The organism is Trueperaceae bacterium (assembly GCA_002707365.1).
In the GTDB taxonomy this organism is placed as follows: Bacteria; Deinococcota; Deinococci; order Deinococcales; family Trueperaceae; genus UBA6957.
The window spans coordinates 45777-67122 of record PAMQ01000015.1; the positions used below are offsets into that span (position 1 = coordinate 45777).

Consider the following 21346-nt stretch of genomic DNA (forward strand, 5'->3'; position numbering starts at 1 on the left):
AATTTCATAATGTTAAAAGTGACGAAGCAAGTCATACTGATCCTAAGGCTCGTTCAACATGTTCTCCTTAAAAACTCTTAGTGACTAAATACTCCTGAACTCCTAACCATACAGTGACTACTTCTCAAACGGTAACCCAAAGAAAATTCTACATACATTGGAAATAACCTTTGACGTGACAATTCGGGAACAAACATCTTTAATTGAAGTACCTCAGGAGCTCTTGGTGTTACCAGGAAGACTCACGGCTAACAAAGCGAGTACGCGGTAAACTAATAAACAATGATTGACCAATTAGAAAATCTTCAAGCTGAGTTCAACTCCCTTGAGCTAAGTCTTGGGGACCCAGAACTTTTTCAAAATCAACCTCTGTACCTTAAGACCATGAAACGGTATAGCGACCTCAAGGGTATAGTCGGTACCTTCCGTAGTTATCAAAAAGTGATGGATAATGACGCAAAAGCACGAGAGGCACTCACGGATCCCGAATTAATAGAAATGGCTCGTGAAGAACTCGCACAATTAGAAACTGAGAAGTTGCTTCTAGAAAGAAAACTTCAACGACTATTATTACCAAAAGATCCGTTCGACCTCAAAAACGTCATCATTGAAATCCGGGCAGCTGCCGGAGGCGACGAGGCATCACTTTTCGCCGCTGAAGCCCTGGGAATGTATCGCAGATACGCTGAGTTTCTTGGTTTCCAAATTGAAATTCTAGACACACATGCCACAGATGTTGGTGGATTTAGTAGAGCTTCCCTAGAAGTAGCAGGTCGTGGAGCATATAGCCGTTTTAAATACGAATCTGGGGTACATCGGGTTCAGCGAGTCCCAAAGACTGAAACGCAGGGAAGAATCCATACGAGTACCATTACTGTAGCGGTCCTACCAGAAGCTCAAGATGTTGATATCGACCTCCCGACTTCGGACTACCGTGTAGACGTTTTTCGTTCAAGCGGTCCTGGTGGGCAATCTGTAAACACCACCGACTCGGCAGTCCGGTTAACCTATCTTCCTGGAACAGCTGATGAGATTATAGTCACTTGTCAGGATGGAAAAAGCCAGATTAAGAATAAGGAAAAGGCTCTTGCCGTCCTACGAGCACGACTCCTAGAACGTGAGAGGTCTAAAATGTCAGAAAAAACAAGAGAGGCTAGACTAGTCCAGATAGGAACAGGTGACAGATCCGAAAAAATACGCACCTATAACTTTCCCCAATCACGGGTCACTGACCATAGGATAGATTTCACCTCACACAACCTGCCTGAAATTTTGAACGGATCGTTAGCCGAATTGAACTCAGCTCTTAGCGAGGCGGAACAGGTATTACAGCTTCGCCTCCTTTCAAAGGGGGAGTCTGAAAATAATACGATTGGGGGGGCCGATGGCAAGGCGTGATTTCGTCGTTGCCGCGGCAATATTGCTTGACCCTTTAGACCGGGTACTACTCGTAGGCAATGACTGGCGAGGTCAGGGGGAAGTAAGGCATACCCTGCCAGGCGGTGTGGTCGAACCTGGCGAGAGGACTACCGACGCTCTCCGCAGAGAAGTTAAAGAGGAAACGGGATTAATAATTACCCGGATCAAACACCTCGCTTATGCAGTCCATGTCGAAGATGAACGACGTGACGACCGCGCCATATCATTTGCGTTTTCCGCTGAATATGAGGGCTTGCTTAATCCGTGCGATCCTGATGGCTTCATTGTTGAGGCACGATTTGTAACTGTTGAAGAGGCAGCGAGAATTATACCGGTACCTCCTCTACGAGACCCACTATTAAATTATCTTTGCGATGGTAACCCTGGATGCTTTTATAATTACGGTGGATGGGACGGACGTAACCCTACAAAGGTTTAGCCTTCTTATCCTGCTACTCTGTTTATATGGTCGGACCATCCACTTACCCAACACAGATCACCATATCTAACGCCATAGGCATAGTACAGGATCATGCTCCGAAAGGATCACACGAACAGGTTTCACTAGCTGACGCCCTAGGCCGAACGCTTTCGCAAAACCTGGAAAGCCTAGTCGACCACCCAAGCACCGAGAATTCCGCTATGGATGGGTATGCCTGCTATGAAGCCGATACAAAACACGCATCAAAAGAATCACCGGTCTTCCTTGAAGTGATCGGAGAAGTCCCAGCTGGACGTTCATTCACCGGAGCGTTGAGTCGTGGACAGGCTATTCGCATCTACACTGGAGGCACAGTCCCTGCAGGTGCAGATGCCATCCTCCCTATTGAATATACACAAGGGGTCGAACGGCAAGTCGCTGCCCTTCAACCTGCGACACCTAGGCACATTCGACCCCGAGCCCAAGACCTAGTCCGGGGAAACACTTACCTCACTGCTGGCACGGTAATGGATTCAGCAAGTATAGGCCTAACAGCAGCTATGGGGCATTCTATTGTAAGCGTCGTACGTCAACCCAGGGTTGGTATCCTTGCTACAGGGGATGAAGTTATCACACCAGGCAGGCCCCTGAACCCTGGACAGGTTTACAACGCTAACGCCTTTTCAATCTCTGCAATGGTTCATATGGCCGGAGGCATTCCGATAAATCTAGCTAGCGTTACAGATAATAAAATAGCCCTACAAACCGCGATCGAAAACGCATCAAGCTACGACCTATTAATCACATCCGGTGGAGTATCTATGGGGCGTTACGATTTGGTCCGGGACCTTCTTATCGAGGATGGTGTTGTACATTTTTGGAAAGTGGCAATGCAACCAGGAGGCCCAGTCATGTTCGGAAACTGGGGCAACATACCAATTATCGGGCTACCCGGGAATCCAGTTTCCAGCATGGTAGTCTTCCTCTTACTTGGTCGAGCATTCATAAGCTCCTTTCTACAATGTTCAGAAAACATTCCTTATTATTGCCTCCAAACCGCTCGAGCCGGTCAGGATTTTCGAGCTTCTACTTCGAAAGAAACTTTTCATCGAGTCAGACTAAGCTCGACACCAAATGGGACTACAGCTTACACAACTGGAAATCAAAGTTCTGGCGTCTTACGTTCTATGGTCGAAGCGGATGGCTTAGCGGTATTAAAAGCTGGTAGTGTCGTATCAGAGGGGGATGTTTTATCAATTATCCCTCTAAGGCCTTATATCGGTTGACCCTCATCCATTCTTCCCATTAACTGAGCAGTTTCTGCTGCTAGTCCTGACCCACCCAGCTCATTGACCAGAGCGAAGCAAAGGTTAAAACTGGATTCATCTGTGGCTGCACACCATATACCAGAAGGATTTCTAAGTTCTGGAACTGATAGGTTTTGACCCACTTCATACTCCTCTAACCTTTCCCGAAGATAGTCAGGACCACAAACATTTTGATTCCTCAACAAACCAGCTTCCCCGAGCAAAAGAGACCCGCTCGAGATTGAAACAACATAAGATGCCTGAGAAGCTGCCCTTTTAAGAAACTCGATAATTGAATTGTTTCTTCGGGCTCTTTCCACCCCAACGCCCCCAGGAACAAACAGGACATCGATCTGTGGCACGCTCGCGAAAGCCCAGGTGGGCGTAAGAATCACTTCTGAGACTGTTTGAACAGAAAGTCGGGACCGAGCAACCGTGAACACTGCCAGCTCAGAATCGCTTCCCTGTAAGCGTTTAGCAGTCCCCATGACCGAAATGGGAGCAACGACCCCAAGTTCACTCACGTGATGATAGATAAGGACCGCTACATTCATCTGACCATCATAGCTGCTAGGTTCTTTATGTTATTCCCCGATGCTGAAGCTCAACCACCTGATCTAATTCATATTAGTTCTAACAGGAGCAAAATGCCATTAATTACTCATCCAAATCGTTTGACAGACCTTCGAGGAATCCTTCTATCTGCTCTCCTCTGTAATCAGTCACAGAATCCTTAATCAACTCCAATGCCCTAGGTGATTCACATTCAGGCACAAGTACATAGGCGGTCCCAAACTGATCTTCATTATTTGACTCACTAAGCTCATTCTCTTCCAACGTACAGATAATGACTGAAATGCCTTCTTCTTCTAGGATAACAGCTGCCATCTCTGCCAATGAGACAGCTGGAGAAACGTCTACTATGGTCCAAGGCTTACCTTCGAATTCAAGAGTCTCCCCTTTCATGGTGCTCCCAAAAGGGCGCATGCTAAATCAGCATAAATTTGCCTCGCAATTATTAGATGCTCGACTGAAATAGACTCTTTAGTAGTGTGAGCAAGTTCCTCTTCGCCCGGTCCAAACCCAATTACTGGAGCACCAAACCGGGAAAGCTGAGGAGCGTCAGTACAAAACCACCACACCCCTTCCTTAAATTCTATATTTTTACTCGACATCCCAACTTTAATCGCTTCCCTAGCTCGATTCACAGCTATGTTCTCACCCGGAGCAAGGTATGGGCTTATCGTCTTACTAGTGCGAAGTCGCACTTTACTATTCTCGGTGACAGATTCCACTACTGGTATAGACCAAACAATATCGTCATCGAGCATACCTATACGGTTCAGGATATCTTCTGGCTCATCACCAGGAATGTTTCGATAATCTATGGTTATCTCAACCGAGCCAGGAACAACATTTGTACTCCCATCAGGAAAGCTTACTATCCTCGTAGGGGTTGCACTAGACCTCTGCAGGGGACCACCCTTGGGCAATGCTAGGCCCTCTAACTTATTCAGGAAATCTGCAGCCCGACTTATAGCATTCAATCCTAACTCAGCTCTAGCGGCATGAGCATTTCGCCCTGGAACCACGCCATGAAGCTCGACCCTTCCACGATGGCCTAGTTTCAGTGAAAGTTTGCTTGGCTCACCTAGTATGACCAAATCTGGTCGCAAGGTCTCTGCTGCATGATATGACCCGAGACCACCAACCTCTTCAAGGACAACTCCCGTCACAATAAGGGTTCCCTTGAATCCACGGTTACGAGCATCAATCGCTGCATAAGCCATACAAGCAACAGCCGATTTCATATCACAGGCACCGCGACCCCAAAGCCTTCCCTGACTTACTATGCCTGATAGCGGGGGATGGATCCACTCGTCTTCATCGCCTAAGGGCACAGTGTCGAGATGCCCGTTGAACATCAATGAGGGTCCCTTACCAGCCCGGAGAATCCCTACAGCGTTACCTGCCTCGTCAAGATAGGCTTCATCAAACCCTAGATCTTTTAATGCCGAGACAAACAAGACTGTAGCTCGACTCTCAGCACCTGAGGGACTGAAGATCCGGATTAATGATTGAGCGAGCGCGACTTCCTCGTTCATTGCCAACATCATACGATGCGACACTAGGACCGCGTTATCTTCGCATAACCACCAGGATAAAAATCACCACCATTTAAACCTATTTTAAAGATAGACTTCGTTGACACAAGATCTATTTTTATAAGACTTGTTCCTTTTAAGCCCGATCTTCCGTATTAATAGATTAGGCCAATAACGCTACTAGTCAGGAATCCATTGCCACTCATTTAAGTTCACTCTTTCTCCGTCAAACAACACTCCTTCATCCTTGAGAATTTCTTTCTGTAATTCCTCAATTCCAAGTTTGTAGGTTGAAATACCGCCAGAGGAATTTATCACACGTTGCCAGGGCACATCATCCATGAAACCTTTGCTGCGAAGCAAATTCCTTACTTGCCTTGCAGCACCTGGCCTCCCAGCTAGTTCCGCTACTTGACCATAGGTAGCTACCTTTCCCACCGTAATACCCCAAACAATCTTAAGCACATTATCTTCAAATCCAGTCACAATTCGTAATAGCTTAAGTCGGCTTAAAAAATATCAAAATGCTTGGAGAATAACGCTAGAACGCGCAATCCAAATGCTGAAACCATTTTTTTTAAATCGATCAGAGCTTTGCTACTCTGGGTCGTCCCAAGGTATGGTGTCAAGTCGGTTTAGAAATTCCATGCCTTGAGATCCGGCAGAAGATGAGGTCAAATCCTTGCTAGCACACGTAATAACTTACGGCTGTCAGATGAATGAGTACGATACTCATACAATACAGTCTGAATTAGTTGCGGGTGGCCACGATCTCGTTGATGACCCCAAAGACGCTGAGTTAATCATTATGAACACATGTGCCATTCGCGGCAAACCCGTAGAAAAAGTCGTGACTATGCTTGGTGAGCTCCGCAAAGCTAAAAGAACTGGTCGCGAACTGACAGTAGCCCTCATGGGTTGTCTGGCGCAACTCGATGAAGGCCAGGCGCTTGCAGACAAATTCGGAGTGGATATACTACTGGGTCCCGGAGCAATAACTGATATCCTACCGGCGATTGAAGCAATCGAATTCAGCGGGTCCTACCGTAATCTGGAATTTGACAAAGCCCTAGAAACCCACCTAACGCCAGCACCAAACAGCCTTACTGGTTTTCTCACCATAATGCGCGGATGTGACCATCACTGCACTTATTGCATCGTACCAACTACACGAGGACCTGAAATCTCGCGGCCAGTTGAAGTGATCCTAAAAGAAGCTGAAGCAATGCGAGAGGCGGGCGTCCAAGAAATATATCTTCTTTGACAAAACGTAAACAGTTACGGACTCAACGATGGATCTTTACCCTCGTTTGCGGAACTACTTCGGCTAGTAGCTAATACTGGCATTCCCCGAGTGAAATTCACAACCAGCCACCCAATGAACTTCACGGCGGACATAATCCAAACTATTGCAGAAACCGATAACATCTGCAACTACATCCACCTACCTGTTCAGTCAGGAAGCAATAGAGTTCTTCGTAGAATGGCAAGAGAATATAAGCGAGATAGGTACATTGAGCTAATCGGAGAAATTCGCGCCATGATTCCTGATCTGGTTATTTCCACCGACATTATAGTTGGATTCCCTGGTGAAACAGAGGATGATTTTCAAGAAACCTTGTCTCTTTACGACGAAGTTGGTTTTGACCAAGCCTACACGTTCATTTACAGTGCCCGACCCGGCACACCAGCGCACACTCATTTCGAAGACTTGCCCAAAAAAGTTAAGACTAACCGACTACAGGAACTGATCGAACACCAAAAAACCTGGTCGTTACGTAGCAACCGATCATACGTCGGTCAGAGTCTTAGGGTTTTAGTCCGCGATCTAGCCAAGGAGGATGAGTTTGTGGTTGGTCATTCTGATCAAAACCATACAGTTCTACTGCCCAAAAAACAAGTTTCAAGACTTGGTTTGCATGAGGTGCTCATCTCTCAAGCAACACCTCACCTTCTTTACGGAAACTTGCTAGATTCTTCAGAGGCTGCCTTTCCTCTAGCAATGGCATCTTGAGTATCCAATTGCTGACTAGAGATTTCACGGTTGCGGTTTTTGTCGTTTGGCGTGAGTGTATACTCCTCCATAAACACCCGAAGCTGGGCATTTGGCTGCCCCCAGGAGGCCATATCGAATCGAACGAACTACCGGAAGAGGCTGCCATTCGTGAAACCCTTGAAGAATCAGGAGTAACAATTGCTCTCCATGGAACAACAGGTTTAGATGTTAAGCAGCCTAGGCAGCTATTACGCCCTGAGGGTATTCAACTCGAATCGATCTTGCCTGACCATGAACACATCGACCTAATTTACTTTGGACACCCTTTGGAACCGTACGAAGGCAACGTCTCAGTTGATGATGGTTGTATGGGTTGGTACCATCATCGGGATTTTGAAGCACTGCCTTTGTCGCAAGAAGTCCGTTCCTGGTGTAATAAGGCCTTAGTTTCTACAAATCCTAGTTCTTAAGCACCTCATCACAACTTGTCTGTAAGGCACCATTTCTGTATACTTCGGTGGCCTTTGCTGATACCGCGTCGGGGCGTAGCGCAGTCTGGTAGCGCACCTGCTTTGGGAGCAGGGGGTCGTTGGTTCGAATCCAGCCGCCCCGACCAGCCAGAACAGCAATGCGGGAGTAGCTCAGCTGGTAGAGCGACAGCCTTCCAAGCTGTATGTCGCGGGTTCGAATCCCGTCTCCCGCTCCACTTTCACCCTGCGAGAGGCTCCGGGCTCACTCCGGACCCTCTCGCTTCGAGCACCAGTAGCTCAGTTGGATAGAGCAGCCGCCTTCTAAGCGGTAGGTCGAGGGTTCGAATCCTTCCTGGTGCACCATCATATTTGTGATAAAGCTTTTGGTTACCCTCAAAGTTGTGTTTGTTACGTATTTTCTCTGAGAAAAGTTAGCACTATAATTGAGCACTTAAGTCGGAAGGTATTCTAAAAACAGAATTACCTCGAACATTTAAAGATTCAGAACCAAAAAACTCCATTGTTGTTCAGTAAAGGGATGTTGAAGCTTTGCAACTCAGCACTAAGCCCCCAATGCAATCGACTCATTCCCTATCGGGGCTTACACAACCTTGAAAAATGATGGTTGTTTATTCAATTAGCTGACTTCCCTTCACTATCCCTTTCTGCTAAACTCTTATTCGCGAGTCCGGTGGATGTAGCTCAGCTGGTTAGAGCGCCGGATTGTGGTTCCGGAGGCCGTGGGTTCAAATCCCATCATCCACCCCAGCATATGGAGGTTTTAGCGCCAGCTTGAACGAATAACCTCCTCCTAGCGAGGGTGGCGGAATTGGTAGACGCGCCAGATTTAGGATCTGGTGGATTTTATCCTTGCGGGTTCAAGTCCCGCTCCTCGCACCAAAGGGGCGGCAAGGACTGCCTTGCTGCCCTTTTATTTAGGCTAATAAACTCAGTGTCGCCTGGAGAGATAATGGAGACCGAACTTCTAGACAAATCCGACATTAAGGCTAAATTTCGTGTAACCATTCCTGCTGAGATGGTAGATAAGGGATTCCAATCAACTCTTACCACCCTTTCTCGCCAGATACGTGTGCCTGGTTTCAGAGCTGGGAAAGCGCCACAAGGGGTGCTTCTGCGTAGAATTGGTGAAGATACTCTTAAGGACGAGGTACGTGAAGCCTTAATCAATGCTAATTACCCTCTAGCAATCAATGAGCTTGGCCTTACAGCTATCCATGTAAACTTTGAAGCCGAGCAGCCCACTGAAGGGCAGGTCTATTCTTTCGAGGTCAGTGTCGATCTATACCCAGAGTTTACCCTACCTAACCTTACCGAAATAACGTTAGATTCAACTAATCGATCTGTTACAGAAGAGGATACTAAAAACGCAATTGAGCAATTAGCAAACCATAACGCTACGTTGATTCCTGTAGATAGAGCCATAAGTCCGAAAGACTATGTTTTAGTAGAACCGGTATCAAGTGAAGGAGAGAACGCGCCTCTTCCTATAGACCTTGAACACGCAGGAGAAGACCTGGTTAAGCAATTAGTCGGCAACAAGCAAGGTGAGGAGCTTGAAGTAACTTTTGCTAACTCCGATAATGACTCAGAGTCGAATAGTCTTGAGGTGCGAATTGTTGACATTAAAGAAAAAGAGCTTCCTTCTCTAGACGATGATTTCGCTAAGACCCTTGGATTAAACGATTGGAACGAAGTAACCGCCAGAGTACGCGAAAATCTTGAAGCTCAGTTCGAACAAGAAAACTTTGACAACCACCGCCAAGAGTTTGTAGAGAAACTTCTTGAACTAACAACTTTTGAGATTCCTGAGAGCCTCCTGAGTCGAAGAAAGGTGCATCTTCTAGAAGAACTTGCCCAAGACCTTTCGCGTCGTAATTTAACTATTGAGTCTTATCTTTCTTCATTAGAGGAGAATGGTACTCGCTCAGAGTTCGATGATAATCTCAATAAGCGGGTAGAGCTAGAGGTGCGACGAGATTTAGTGTTGGAGAAGGTGCACGATACCTTAGGATCCGACATAAAAGACGAGGATTTTAGTAGTGTGCTTGAAGGGTTAGCAGCTAGAGAGGGAAAAGATGTTACTCACTTCAAACGTGATCGAGGAGAGTCCTGGTTAACTAACTATAGGGTATTAATATCCCGCGACCAAACATTATCAAACCTAGTCCGGGAAAAGGTAAACGCCAAATCGTCTATCATCGTGGAGTGAAAGGACGAGTTAACCGATGCTTGCAACCCAAGTAACATTTTTTAGTAAAGCACAAGGACTGTGCCCTGCGACAAATAGCTATGTTTGGCGACGGAATGAGGGGCTGCCAAAATGACAACGGTCCCTTATGTCATTGAACAGACAGGTCGTTATGAACGGACATACGATGTGTTCAGCAGACTCCTCAAGGAAAGAATCATATTTTTGGGTACACCCATCACCGCAGAAGTGGCAAACGTAGTGGTCGCCCAGCTTTTACTACTTGATTCTCAGTCCAGTGATCAACCCATCAATTTGTTTATTAACTGCCCTGGGGGAGAAATATATTCTGGCCTTGCGATATACGACGTTATGCAATATGTTGCAGCACCAATCCACACGAACTGCGTTGGTATAGCAATGTCAATGGGCGCTGTAATCCTGATGGCGGGTGAAGCTGGCAAGCGAGTGGCCCTACCAAACAGTCGCCTCATGATTCACCAAGGCTCCGCTGGTTTCCGCGGTAATACACCTGATATAGAGGTGCAAGCACGAGAAGTACTAAACCTTCGAGACATCATGGAAGATATTTACCACCAGCACACTAAACATCCCAAGAAACAGCTCCGGCGTGACATGGAAAGAGATAACTTTATGACTCCAGAAGAAGCCGTTGATTACGGACTGATCGATCGAGTAGTAACGCCTAAAGAAATACCTAACTTCTCGCCTAATAAAGACGAGTCAGTTTAAAGCAGCATGGTCAAAGTGCAATGTAGTTTTTGTGGCTTGCCCTATGGGGAAAGAAGCCAACTAGTTTCTTCTGAGACAGGGACATCCCATATATGTGGTGATTGTATTGACAAGATCACAGAAATGCTGGGCACAGCGATAGACAATCACTCCTCATTACCCCAGGTTCCAACACCTCGCGAAATAAAGAAGCAACTTGACCAACACGTTATAGATCAGGAAACAGCTAAAAAAACTTTAGCTGTAGCCGTTTATAACCATTTTCAGAGGCTAAAAAACCCAGAAGCTAACCTCCAAAAATCAAATATTCTTTTAGTGGGATCAAGTGGGACTGGAAAAACGCTATTAGCCCAAACGCTTGCAAAAATTCTTGGTGTTCCTTTTGCGATTGCAGATGCCACAACCCTTACAGAAGCCGGTTATGTTGGTGACGACGTAGAAAACATTGTCCTGAGACTTTTGCAGACCGCTAACTACGATGTTGCAGCCGCAGAACGAGGGATCATATACCTTGACGAGACTGATAAGATTGGCCGGAAATCAGAAGGGGTTTCGATTACACGTGACGTTTCCGGTGAAGGAGTTCAGCAAGCCCTTCTTAAAATGATTGAAGGGACTGTCACTCATGTTCCTCCCCAAGGAGGAAGAAAGCATCCCCACCAAGAATTAATCCCAGTTGACACCTCAAACATATTGTTTATCTGTGGTGGATCATTCGAAGGTTTGCAGGACATTATCCGCGCTCGGATTGACGTAACTCATGTTGGGTTTCAACAAATGGATTTAGGAAATGAAGATCTAATTTCAACGGCCAGCGTTTTACCGGAAGACTTAATGGCTTTTGGGTTAATTCCAGAGTTAATCGGGCGACTACCCATTACCGTTCGCCTAAATGACTTAGACTTAACTTCGCTCATCGACGTACTTACAAAACCGAAGGACGCTTTGGTACATCAGTACCAGGAGCTCTTCGCTCTTGAAGGGGTCTCCCTAGTGTTCACTAAGGAGTGTTTAACTGAAATAGCTCGCCGGGCACAAAGCTTTGGCACGGGCGCTAGAGCTCTTCGTTCAATCATGGAAAACCTTCTTCTTGACCTTATGTTCGAAGTGCCCGGCAATAACATTACTGAACTTATTTTGGAGCCTGATTCTATGGACAAGCCGAAAACTATCCTCGCAGAAGCCAGAAGGAGAAACACAGCTTAACCCTAGCCGCTCTTAGATCTATTTACAGCCGTCACCACCCTCTCCACCGCCCGGTCTACATCAACTTCTGTAATTCCTCGACCGAATGAAAAGCGGACGCTTGACATCGCTTCGTCAGGAGTCATTCCCATATCGGTTAGAACCTGACTAGGCTTAAAACTGCCGGCGGAGCATGCTGAACCAATACTAGCCGATATACCTTCTAAATCTAGATTCATTAGTAGTGATTGTCCATCTACATTGCGAAAGTATAGGTTCGAGTGTTTAGGACTTCTCACTCCACCCCGACCATTAATCACTGGGGAAACGGCTTTTGAAACATTATTCTCGAATCGATCCCGCAATCTGCGAATCTTGTCAGCCTCGGAATGCACATCTTGGGATGCAAATAACGCTGCTGAACCCATCCCTACTACCGCGGGAGTATTTATAGTACCCGGTCTTATCCCTTGTTCCTGTGACCCTCCGAATAGGATAGGGTCTATCTCGACATCCTCACGAAAATACAATACGCCAACACCCTTTGGACCATAAATTTTGTGTCCAGAAAGACTGAGAATATCGACCCCTAGTTCCACTACGTTGAGATCCAGAGAGCCAAATGCTTGGACCGCGTCACAAAAAAGCAAAATTCCCTGCTTGCGCGTTATTTCTGATATCTTAGCGATGTCTGTCACGACACCTGTTTCACTGTTTACATACATCAAGGCAACTAGAGACGTGTCCGGCTTTAATGCTCTCTGGACAGCCTCAGCAGTAATGGTTCCTGTACTGTCCGGTTTTACATAATCTAGCTGAAAGCCCTTATTCTTAAGCTGCCTGGTGGCCTCTAAAACAGATGGGTGCTCCAACTTTGTTGTCAGGACCCTCCCTGGCGGCCCTTGATGCATCACCGATCGAATTGCGAGGTTATTAGCTTCAGTTGCTCCTGATGTGAATACCACTTGACCACCAAGAGCTCCTATCGCCCTTAAGACGTTTTCTCGGGAATCTTCTACTGCCCGTCTGGCTACCTGTCCCAATCTATGAACTGATGAAGGATTAGCAAAACATTCAGTCCAGAAAGGAGACATAACCTTTCCAACGCGACGGTCCAAGGGGGTTGTGGCCGCAAAGTCTAGATAAATATTGTCTGGTGTCAGGTGACTCTAGCAAACTGCTCAGGTAAGGGACCGAGCTGTAAAAGTGAACCATCGTCCAAAAGGTCAGAAATTTTGGTTTCTGAAAGAACAGACCTTACCGCTGCATCAACCTGATGCCAGAGATCCTCTGTCGAACACTGTCCTACCCGGTCACAAGCCTCTTTATCTTCTATGCAAATGACAGGGGCAAGAGTACCCTCAAGTAATTCTACGACTTCAAGAGCCTCCAATTCTAACGGGGATCTCTTCATTCTGTAACCACCACGTGCACCTCGTACAGATTCTACAAGGCCAGCCTTTCGCAAGACGGAGAAAATTTGCTCCAAGTATTGGTGACTCAACCCCTGGCGCACTGAAACCACTTTCAGGCTCGTTGGACGTTCGCCGCCTTTAGCGATTTCGACGAGAGCCCGCATTCCATATTGAGCACGAGTTGAAATCCACATAGAACCCTCCAATCGCCTAAGGGTTAGGAAAACACCGGACAGTATATCGAGAGCGAGCCGGTTGGGTCAAACAACAGGGGAATCATCTTTTTTCCCTTTAGGCCTTGGCTACGTAATTGTGTCAGGTGGAATTTGTCAAAGAATCTCCTGGATTAAGCAGCTCTTTGTTCCCTTATCCACAGAACTCAACACAAGATACAGAGTTTCTTATCCCTGTCCCAAAGTTGAGAGAAATTCGGCATTAGTATCAGTACGCTCAAGTCTTGATAACAGCATTTCCATGGCTTCTGATACCCCCATATCGCTAATCACTTTACGGAGTAACCACATCTTTGCGAGTATATCTTCACTAAGCAAAAGATCCTCTCTTCTAGTCCCAGACTTCAGAATATCAATGGCGGGGAAAATCCTGCGTTCCTCAAGTCGCCTGGAAAGATGCAGTTCCATATTTCCTGTACCCTTAAACTCCTCAAAGATGACATCATCCATGCGCGAACCTGTTTCCACTAACGCTGTGGCAAGGATAGAAAGAGAGCCACCACCACGAATATTTCTTGCAGCCCCAAGAAATCTCTTTGGCCAATGTAGTGCGTTAGAATCTAAACCACCAGAAAGGGTCCTACCTGTCGCTGGAATCACAAGGTTGTTAGCCCTTGCTAGGCGTGTTATTGAATCGAGCAGAACCATAACATGGCCACCCTCTTCTACTATTCTTCTCGATCTTTCGTGCACAAATTCAGCAACCCGGATGTGATTAGAAGGGGGCTCATCAAAGGTGCTAGCTATCACCTCGACACCATCAACAGATTCCCGAAAATCCGTTACTTCCTCCGGACGCTCATCTACGAGCAAAACAATTACCTTAATATCATCTTCATTGGTAACCACCGAATTAGCTATCTGCTTAAGGAGAGTTGTTTTCCCTGCCTTCGGTGGAGCGACTATTAATCCTCGCTGACCTCGCCCGATCGGAGCAAGTAGGTCTATAACGCGGGCAGAAAGTTCCTTCGGTTCTGTTTCGAGAACAACTCTGTGCTCTGGAAAAGTCGGAATCAGATCGTCAAATCGAGGTCTCTTTGAAGCCTTAAAGGGGTCAACCCCGTTAACCGCTTCAACGCGAATAAGCGTTCCGTACCGTTCATTGTCACGTGGTCGCCGCGATTTTCCAAGAATAAAATCGCCAGTTCGCAACTTAAATTGTTTAATTAGTCCTGCTGAAACAATTACTGAGCGAGTATTATTCTGAAGCAAAGATTCTTGAAGAAACCCGTAACCATCAGAAGAAATCTCTAAATACCCCTTCACTAATTTAAGGCCTTCACCCTCTACGCTTAGCTCCAGGATGCTAATCACAAGCTCATCAGTATCCATTTTTCGGTAGTCTTTAAGATCCATTTCCTTAGCTAAAATGTGCAGCTCTGGGAGAATCTTTGATTGCAGGTCCTTAAAATTCAGACTTTGCTTACGGTTACCACGACCCCGTCTATTACGTGACCGCTCAGACGTTTTCTTATCTTGAGCCTCGCCTTCAACAGTACCTTCAGGCGATTCAGCCTTAATACCTACATCTTCCTTTTCTTGTTCCACTGTTTCTGAAAGCACTTTTTTCTTCTCTGTCGCGCCAGTACCCTCAACTTCAACCTTTGTCCGGTTACGGGACCGTCGCTTGGGCTTTTCCTCACCAACCTCATCGTTTATCGTAGCCGAGGGCCCATCAGTCTTACCACGAGGACTCATTGCAACTTCCTTTCTCACTGTTTGCCTGCTTCATTGCAGCTTCAGATGAACCGAAGTTATCGGTTAAACGCCTGGCTTCCCTTCATGGGACTTGAAGCGGAGGCAGCCCCTTTAATCTATTTTTCTCAGCCAAAAACCCAACAAAATACTTTAGGCATGGCAATTAAAACTGTGGGACTGGTATAGTCTGGAAAACAGGGGATAATTAAAACTATCCATAACTGTTATATGTTGATTATACAGGAAGCCAGGTTCCTGTAAAGCCTTCCGGCCAACAAAGTTATAATTCCGCAGATAAAAGACCTTTCACGCCAGCTATAAGGCCGATTTAACTATCAATCAAAATATGTCTTTACGAGAGCCGTTACCCTTCTATCCAATGATTTTCAAAAACCACACTGTTTGAATCAAGTTGGGTGCGGAGGCGCTCAACAGCTTGCGACCTCGACTTATTGTTTCTGATGTTACATATTTGAGCCAATAAATGTTACTCAGTTTCTTATCTCTAAATTTTAACTTTGGCGTTTCAACCAAGCCTGCTACAGGTACATAGGTTTTGTTTTTGAACTCACTCAATTACGTAGTGCCTTACAAACTTAATTTAGTTCCTGCGGTTAATTGCCATTATCAATACTACTGAATAAATCTTTCGCAAAGAATGATAATCCGCTAGCACTTATAACTTCCCAGTATCTAGCACCTTTGACCAGGGGCAGTATAGAATGTCCAAGGCTCGTTAATCATTAACCAACACGAGACTTCCGAAACCCCTTCAGGAGGAATTTATGCGAATCGGAATTAACGGTTTCGGCCGGATAGGGCGCCAGATTTTTCGCCTTGCTCATGGGCGAGGCCTGAATATAACTATGATAAATGACCTAACGGACATTGACACTCTAGCTACCTTACTGAAATACGACTCCAACTATGGTCGCTTTCCCGGCGAAATTACAGTGGAGGATAAGACCTATATTGTCGTGGACGGTAAACGCATTAAGGCAACCGCCTGTCGTAATCCAAGTGATATCCCGTGGCAAGACGTGGAAACTGACGTAGTAGTAGAATCCACTGGGTTTTTCTCAAAGCGAGATCAGGCTGCCATGCACCTTCAAGCAGGAGCTAGAAAGGTTTTGATTAGTGCTCCTTCTGGAGATGCAGATTTCGATATTATGATGGGTGTAAACGAAACCGAATACAACAGCGATTCAGGAGATGTAATTTCAAACGCCTCTTGCACCACTAATTCCCTTGCACCAATCATGGCTATTCTTGACACCGCTTTCGGGATAGAACGAGCGATGATGACAACGATACATAGTTACACCAACGATCAAAATATCCTGGATAGCCCCCACAGTGACCTTAGAAGGGCCCGTAATGCTGCTTCTAACATCATCCCAACCACGACTGGTGCTGCAAAAGCTGTTGGCAAAGTCCTTCCGCAACTGAACGGCGTCTTTGATGGTGTTGCTGTTAGGGTCCCGACATCAACCGGCTCAATATCTGACGTCACCACCCTTCTGCGTCGCGAAGTTACCGCTGACGAACTCAACGCCACCGTTCATCAAGCTTCGCAAGGTGACTACAAAGGAATCATAGAGTACACAGAAGATCCGATAGTTTCATCAGACATAGTACAGAATCCGGCATCCGCGATTTTTGATTCTCAACTCACAAAAACAATGGGGAACATGGCAAAGTTCTTTGTGTGGTACGACAACGAGTGGGGTTATGCCAATCGCATGGTGGATGTCTTAGAGGTTCTCGGAGATAACCTCTAAGACATCCACCAATAAAGTGCATTACACTGGCAATCTCCGCACGCTAGATGATATAGATCCTTCAGGAAAACGGATATTATGTCGGGTTGACTTTAACGTCCCGCTTTCCAATGGATTAGTTTTGGATGAAACCCGTATTCAGGCTGCACTACCGACTATTCGGGAACTACTTTCTCGAGGAGCTACCCTTATCCTACTTAGTCACTTAGGTAGGCCCACTAAAGTAACTGCTGATCTTCGACTGAAACCGATTGCCCTTCTCCTCAGCAAGTTTCTTGGGCAGGAAGTACGTTACGCCCCTACCGATGGACCTGGATCACCTGAACAGCAAACTTTTGTGGCAAACGCGTCCCCAGGTAGCGTGACCCTCCTTGAAAATACTAGGTTTGATAACCGAGAAATACATAATGATCAAGCACTGTCCCGGATCCTAGCTAGTTATGCTTCGTTCTTTGTGAATGATGCATTTGGGACAGCTCATCGGGCACATGCTAGCACTGAAGGCGTTGCCCATCTATTACCCTCGACAGCTGGTCGACTTTTAGAACTAGAACTGACCAATCTAGGGGGCTTACTTGATTCTCCTCAAAGGCCATTCAAAATGATAATGGGCGGAGCGAAAGTATCTGACAAAATTGATGTTATGGCCAATCTACTCTCACACATCGACGAATTATTTATTGGCGGCGCTATGGCCTATACCCTAATCTTGGCCCAGGGGGGACAGATCGGCAAATCATTAGCCGAGAAAGACAAAATAGATATCGCAAACAAACTTTTACTCCAAGCCAAAAGGAAATCCGTAACGATTCACCTCCCTGAAGATTCTGTTTGTGCTCGTCACATTACTCCGGACGTTACGACAGAAACTTACTCTTCTAATGACATTCCAAGCAACATGATGGGCTTAGATGCTGGGCCAAAGGCAGTAGCTTCTTTTAAAAAGAATTTATTTGGGGCAGGGACTGTCCTCTGGAATGGTCCTTTAGGCGCCTTCGAAACCTCCCCATTTGATAATGGTACCCGGGCCGTAGCAAGAACCGTTGCAGAATTAGATGCATTCACTGTCGTTGGCGGTGGCGACAGTATCGCAGCAATTCGTGCTGCTGGCGTATCCCACAAAATTGATCACATCTCAACCGGCGGTGGGGCCTCTCTAGAATTTCTTGAAGGTAAGATCCTACCTGGCATAGCCACTCTCACCATCAGATAAACCAGTAGCTAGTTAGAAGTACTTGTCACAATGAGAGATCAACCTAACATCAAGTGCGAATGATTCTACTGTCTTCTTTTCACTGCTGTCTTATCTTTAAGAATGCTGCGCTTAAAATTTCCCGAAGAGACTTTTCATCCTCTAGGCCCCTAGTTGTTTCAACACGAACTCTAGCTTTGTGAGCAGAAACAACATCGTGGCGACCTGCTAACCATCTACCCAGCTTAAGAGCAGCTTCTTTTAGATCCAGCGTAGGTATCGGATACACCTCACGGACTGGCAAACCTGATACTGAAACGAAAACCAGTCTAGCTTCAATAACCCCACCACGTGCACTAAGTATTACTTGGTCTAGATCGTGATCGGTTACCATCAGTTAGCAAATCCCAGTCACTAATACTTCGATCTAATATTATAAATATCGACACATTTCACGCAGATTCGTCTCCCAATTCGAAAGCATCATGGACCACCCGAAGCGCTTGAACGGCAAAAGCCTCCGGAATCACAACTGAGACGCGGACCTCGCTGGTAGAAATCATCTCGATATTGGCACCAACAGAGGAAACGGCATCGAACATCTTAGCTGGGATACCGGGCGTAGAACCAACCGCTATACCAACTATGGATAACTTGGCAATTCCAAGATCTACTTCTGCTCTACCCCCAAGACGATGAAGCACGGGAGTAATCGCTTCCATAGCTGCATCAACGTTGTCCTCTCTGACCGTAAATGACATCTGCTGTCGGCTACTATCGGCTCCTGGAACACCCTGGATAATCATATCCACCCCGATACTTGCCGCCCCAAGAGCCGAGAATAGTTCCGCAGCAACACCGGGCTGATCTGGAACTTCTACTACATTTATCCTGGCGTGCTTCTGATCTAATGCAACCCCAGTAACAGACTTATCGGTTTTCACGTTTCCCTCCGCATCGTTACCTAGAACAAGAGTTCCTGGGTTATAACTGAATGATGACCTGACATGTACGGTAACGCCGTATCTTCTGGCATACCACACGCTAACTGGATGGAGCACATCAGCTCCCAAAGCAGCCATCTCTAGCATTTCCTGATAATCAATTCGGTCTAGCTTCTTGGCGCCCGGGACAATATGAGGATCAGTAGTGTAAACCCCTTCAGTATCTGTATAGATTTCACAAACTCTTGCCCCTAAAGCTGCCGCCAGCGCCACAGCTGTTGTATCAGAACCTCCCCGTCCAAACGTAGTTATGTCGCCTTTCTCAGTCACACCCTGAAACCCAGCTACTACAACCGCATCGTATTTCTTGAGGGCTTCTCTCACATACTTAGGGCTAACCTCAATTATCTGAGCTCTACCATGGTTGCTATTAGTCAAAAACCCAGCTTGACCCCCTGTAAACGATCTAGCCGAAATGCCAAGTTCAGATAACGCCAAGACCAAAAGAGCCATGGATTGTTGCTCACCAGAAGCCAGAAGAACATCCAGCTCTCTCAACGTTGGCCGTAACGAAATCTCGAGGGCCATACCCATTAGCTGGTCAGTGCTATGTCCCATCGCTGAGACTGTCACTACTACCTTCTGGCCTTTTTCAACCTCATGAGCAATGCGGCCTGCCACCTTTGTGATACGTTCTATATCACCAACGCTAGTGCCGCCGTATTTTTGCACAACTAACGGAGGAGTAGCGTTTGGTAACTCTTCGGCACGTTCCATAGAGAATGAGGATACCCTCACTCAGTCCTGCCGTAAAGGTGTCCCCATGGAAGGAACAAGATGGTAGCGAGACGAACTTCATCATTACGAGTCGCCGTTATAGGGGCCGGACCCTCGGGGTTTTATGCTACCGAATCACTCCTAAGGCACCATGAGTCGGTAGAAATTGACTTAATCGAACGACTGCCAACCCCGTATGGCCTAGTCCGCTACGGTGTAGCACCAGACCATCAAAAGATAAAATCGGTTACTAAGCTGTATGATCGAACCGCTAACAACCCAAGGGTCCGTTTTCTCGGAAACGTCGAATATGGGAAAGACTTGGATCATATCGACCTAGAACGCTACTACCACGCTACCGTTTTCGCAGTAGGATCCCCGGCTGATCGAAGATTGGGCATCGACGGAGAAGATCTTCAAGGGAGTCTTTCAGCTACCGAATTTGTAGCCTGGTACAATGGTCATCCAGACTATATTAATTTACAACCAAACATGCATGCTTCTTCCGTAGCAATAATAGGCATGGGCAATGTGGCGGTCGACGTAGCTAGAATACTTGCAAAATCGGTAGACGAGCTCAGGGAAACCGACATGGCAAACCACGCCCTCGAAGCTTTAGCTGAAAGCAAAATAAAGCGCATTTACATGATTGGACGTAGAGGTCCAGTTCAAGGGAAATTCACTTCGCAAGAGTTACGGGAACTGGGTAATCTCAAAAACGCAAACCTAATTCTTGATCCAAAACAACTCGAACTTGACCTCGCTAGTACCCAAACAGTCGAAACAAGTCCCTTGGCAAAACGTAACCTCGCTATCTTAAATGAATTGAGTACTTCCTCACAAGAAACAAAATCTCGGGAGCTACACCTAACTTTTCTTGCTTCGCCACAAAAGATTGTAGGTACCAATAACGTCGAAGCTATCAATTTAGAAATCAACCGCCTCGAAACTGGTTCCGAAGGGTATATCCGTGCCATCGGAACAGGGAAAACCTTTCAATTGCAAGCACAGATGATACTTAAGTCCGTCGGATATAAGGGTACGCCGCTTAAGGGCTTGCCATTCGACTTTGAACGCAACATAATCCCAAATGCAAAAGGAAGGATTATTGATAGTGCTGGCGGTAAACCTTTAAGAGGAAAGTATGTTACTGGCTGGATAAAGCGTGGTCCCACAGGTGTAATCGGCACGAATAAAGCTGATGCCCTAGAAACCGTAAAAGGACTTCTAGACGATGAACTACCTTCACCAAACAATATCAACACAAAGCCACAGGCTATCACCGACCTCCTAAAAGCCAGGGGGGTGCTATACGTAGAATTTAGCGACTGGCAAAAACTCGATACGTTTGAAACTGAATTGGGCTCAGCAGAAAATAGACCGCGAGTGAAAGTGACCAATTCTGCCCAGATGTTAAGGATTAGCGGTGTTCAATAAGACA

19 protein-coding genes, 5 tRNA genes and 1 pseudogene are annotated in these 21346 nt (G+C 46.3%); 16 read left to right on the forward strand and 9 right to left on the reverse strand.

Annotation, left to right across the window (positions count from 1 at the left end):
- The first annotated feature begins 282 nt into the window (after window positions 1-282).
- Genes CMO31_07135 through CMO31_07145 form a run of 3 tightly spaced genes read left to right on the forward strand, consistent with a single transcriptional unit; the run spans window position 283 to window position 3126 of the window.
- Complete coding sequence (locus CMO31_07135; protein MAZ53773.1) at window positions 283-1398, forward strand: peptide chain release factor 1; 1116 nt, start codon at window positions 283-285, stop codon at window positions 1396-1398.
- Complete coding sequence (locus tag CMO31_07140; GenBank protein ID MAZ53774.1) at window positions 1385-1858, forward strand: DNA mismatch repair protein MutT; 474 nt, start codon at window positions 1385-1387, stop codon at window positions 1856-1858. Before CMO31_07135 ends, CMO31_07140 begins: the two co-directional genes overlap by 14 nt.
- Window positions 1859-1884: 26 nt before the next feature.
- Window positions 1885-3126: a molybdopterin molybdenumtransferase MoeA gene (locus CMO31_07145; protein MAZ53775.1), complete on the forward strand. Its 1242-nt coding sequence runs from the start codon at window positions 1885-1887 to the stop codon at window positions 3124-3126.
- Here the strand turns inward: CMO31_07145 and CMO31_07150 are convergent.
- The 4 genes from CMO31_07150 to CMO31_07165 all read right to left on the reverse strand — a co-directional run bounded on the left by CMO31_07150 (window position 3114) and on the right by CMO31_07165 (window position 5717).
- Window positions 3114-3701 (reverse strand): hypothetical protein, encoded by a 588-nt coding sequence (locus CMO31_07150; GenBank protein ID MAZ53776.1) that lies wholly within the window; start codon window positions 3699-3701, stop codon window positions 3114-3116. The genes CMO31_07145 and CMO31_07150 overlap by 13 nt on opposite strands.
- Before the next feature lie 103 nt (window positions 3702-3804).
- Window positions 3805-4113 carry a hypothetical protein gene (locus CMO31_07155; GenBank protein MAZ53777.1) on the reverse strand — a complete coding sequence of 103 codons (309 nt, stop codon included), beginning with the start codon at window positions 4111-4113 and terminating at the stop codon, window positions 3805-3807.
- A complete protein-coding gene (locus CMO31_07160) occupies window positions 4110-5276 on the reverse strand; it encodes an acetylornithine deacetylase (protein MAZ53778.1) in 1167 nt (388 codons plus the stop codon). Before CMO31_07160 ends, CMO31_07155 begins: the two co-directional genes overlap by 4 nt.
- Window positions 5277-5432: 156 nt before the next feature.
- Entirely contained in the window at window positions 5433-5717 is a 285-nt protein-coding gene (locus CMO31_07165; protein MAZ53779.1) for a cysteine methyltransferase, read from the reverse strand.
- 217 nt (window positions 5718-5934) lie between these two features.
- Between CMO31_07165 and miaB the strand changes: the two are divergent.
- The 10 genes and pseudogenes from miaB (at window position 5935) to clpX (ending at window position 11886) form a co-directional block, all read left to right on the forward strand.
- Window positions 5935-7266, forward strand: a pseudogene (gene miaB, locus CMO31_07170) (tRNA (N6-isopentenyl adenosine(37)-C2)-methylthiotransferase MiaB).
- Window positions 7267-7274: 8 nt separating this feature from the next.
- Complete coding sequence (locus tag CMO31_07175) at window positions 7275-7718, forward strand: NUDIX hydrolase (GenBank protein ID MAZ53780.1); 444 nt, start codon at window positions 7275-7277, stop codon at window positions 7716-7718.
- Between the two features lie 69 nt (window positions 7719-7787).
- Window positions 7788-7864: transfer RNA gene (locus CMO31_07180), tRNA-Pro, on the forward strand.
- 14 nt (window positions 7865-7878) lie between these two features.
- Window positions 7879-7954: transfer RNA gene (locus CMO31_07185), tRNA-Gly, on the forward strand.
- A gap of 50 nt (window positions 7955-8004) precedes the next feature.
- Window positions 8005-8081: transfer RNA gene (locus tag CMO31_07190), tRNA-Arg, on the forward strand.
- Between the two features lie 328 nt (window positions 8082-8409).
- Window positions 8410-8486: transfer RNA gene (locus tag CMO31_07195), tRNA-His, on the forward strand.
- Between the two features lie 46 nt (window positions 8487-8532).
- Window positions 8533-8618 (forward strand) — tRNA-Leu (locus CMO31_07200).
- A gap of 70 nt (window positions 8619-8688) precedes the next feature.
- The gene (tig, locus tag CMO31_07205; protein ID MAZ53781.1) at window positions 8689-9948 is read left to right on the forward strand and encodes a trigger factor; all 1260 of its coding nucleotides are present in this window, start codon (window positions 8689-8691) and stop codon (window positions 9946-9948) included.
- A 111-nt stretch (window positions 9949-10059) separates the two neighbouring features.
- Complete coding sequence (locus CMO31_07210; GenBank protein ID MAZ53782.1) at window positions 10060-10680, forward strand: ATP-dependent Clp protease proteolytic subunit; 621 nt, start codon at window positions 10060-10062, stop codon at window positions 10678-10680.
- A gap of 6 nt (window positions 10681-10686) precedes the next feature.
- Window positions 10687-11886, forward strand: coding sequence for an ATP-dependent Clp protease ATP-binding subunit ClpX (gene clpX, locus CMO31_07215; protein ID MAZ53783.1), 1200 nt, complete (start codon window positions 10687-10689; stop codon window positions 11884-11886).
- 2 nt (window positions 11887-11888) lie between these two features.
- Here the strand turns inward: clpX and CMO31_07220 are convergent, their stop codons facing one another.
- From CMO31_07220 to CMO31_07230, 3 genes are all read right to left on the reverse strand, one after another.
- On the reverse strand, window positions 11889-13028 hold the full coding sequence (locus tag CMO31_07220; protein MAZ53784.1) for a cysteine desulfurase NifS: 1140 nt from the start codon (window positions 13026-13028) through the stop codon (window positions 11889-11891).
- Window positions 13025-13474 (reverse strand): Rrf2 family transcriptional regulator, encoded by a 450-nt coding sequence (locus CMO31_07225; GenBank protein MAZ53785.1) that lies wholly within the window; start codon window positions 13472-13474, stop codon window positions 13025-13027. Before CMO31_07225 ends, CMO31_07220 begins: the two co-directional genes overlap by 4 nt.
- A gap of 207 nt (window positions 13475-13681) precedes the next feature.
- The gene (locus tag CMO31_07230; GenBank protein MAZ53786.1) at window positions 13682-14929 is read right to left on the reverse strand and encodes a transcription termination factor Rho; all 1248 of its coding nucleotides are present in this window, start codon (window positions 14927-14929) and stop codon (window positions 13682-13684) included.
- Between the two features lie 1067 nt (window positions 14930-15996).
- Here CMO31_07230 and gap point away from each other — a divergent pair.
- Complete coding sequence (gene gap, locus CMO31_07235) at window positions 15997-16992, forward strand: type I glyceraldehyde-3-phosphate dehydrogenase (protein MAZ53787.1); 996 nt, start codon at window positions 15997-15999, stop codon at window positions 16990-16992.
- Between the two features lie 16 nt (window positions 16993-17008).
- Entirely contained in the window at window positions 17009-18205 is a 1197-nt protein-coding gene (pgk, locus tag CMO31_07240) for a phosphoglycerate kinase (protein ID MAZ53788.1), read from the forward strand.
- A gap of 79 nt (window positions 18206-18284) precedes the next feature.
- On the opposite strand, the gene CMO31_07245 is transcribed toward pgk, so the two are convergent.
- Together CMO31_07245 and CMO31_07250 are read right to left on the reverse strand one after the other, a co-directional pair.
- Window positions 18285-18578, reverse strand: coding sequence for a hypothetical protein (locus CMO31_07245; GenBank protein MAZ53789.1), 294 nt, complete (start codon window positions 18576-18578; stop codon window positions 18285-18287).
- 58 nt (window positions 18579-18636) lie between these two features.
- Window positions 18637-19905, reverse strand: coding sequence for an aspartate kinase (locus CMO31_07250; GenBank protein MAZ53790.1), 1269 nt, complete (start codon window positions 19903-19905; stop codon window positions 18637-18639).
- 60 nt (window positions 19906-19965) lie between these two features.
- Here CMO31_07250 and CMO31_07255 point away from each other — a divergent pair, with 60 nt between their 5' ends.
- Window positions 19966-21342: an NADP oxidoreductase gene (locus CMO31_07255; GenBank protein MAZ53791.1), complete on the forward strand. Its 1377-nt coding sequence runs from the start codon at window positions 19966-19968 to the stop codon at window positions 21340-21342.
- Window positions 21343-21346 lie beyond the last annotated feature (4 nt).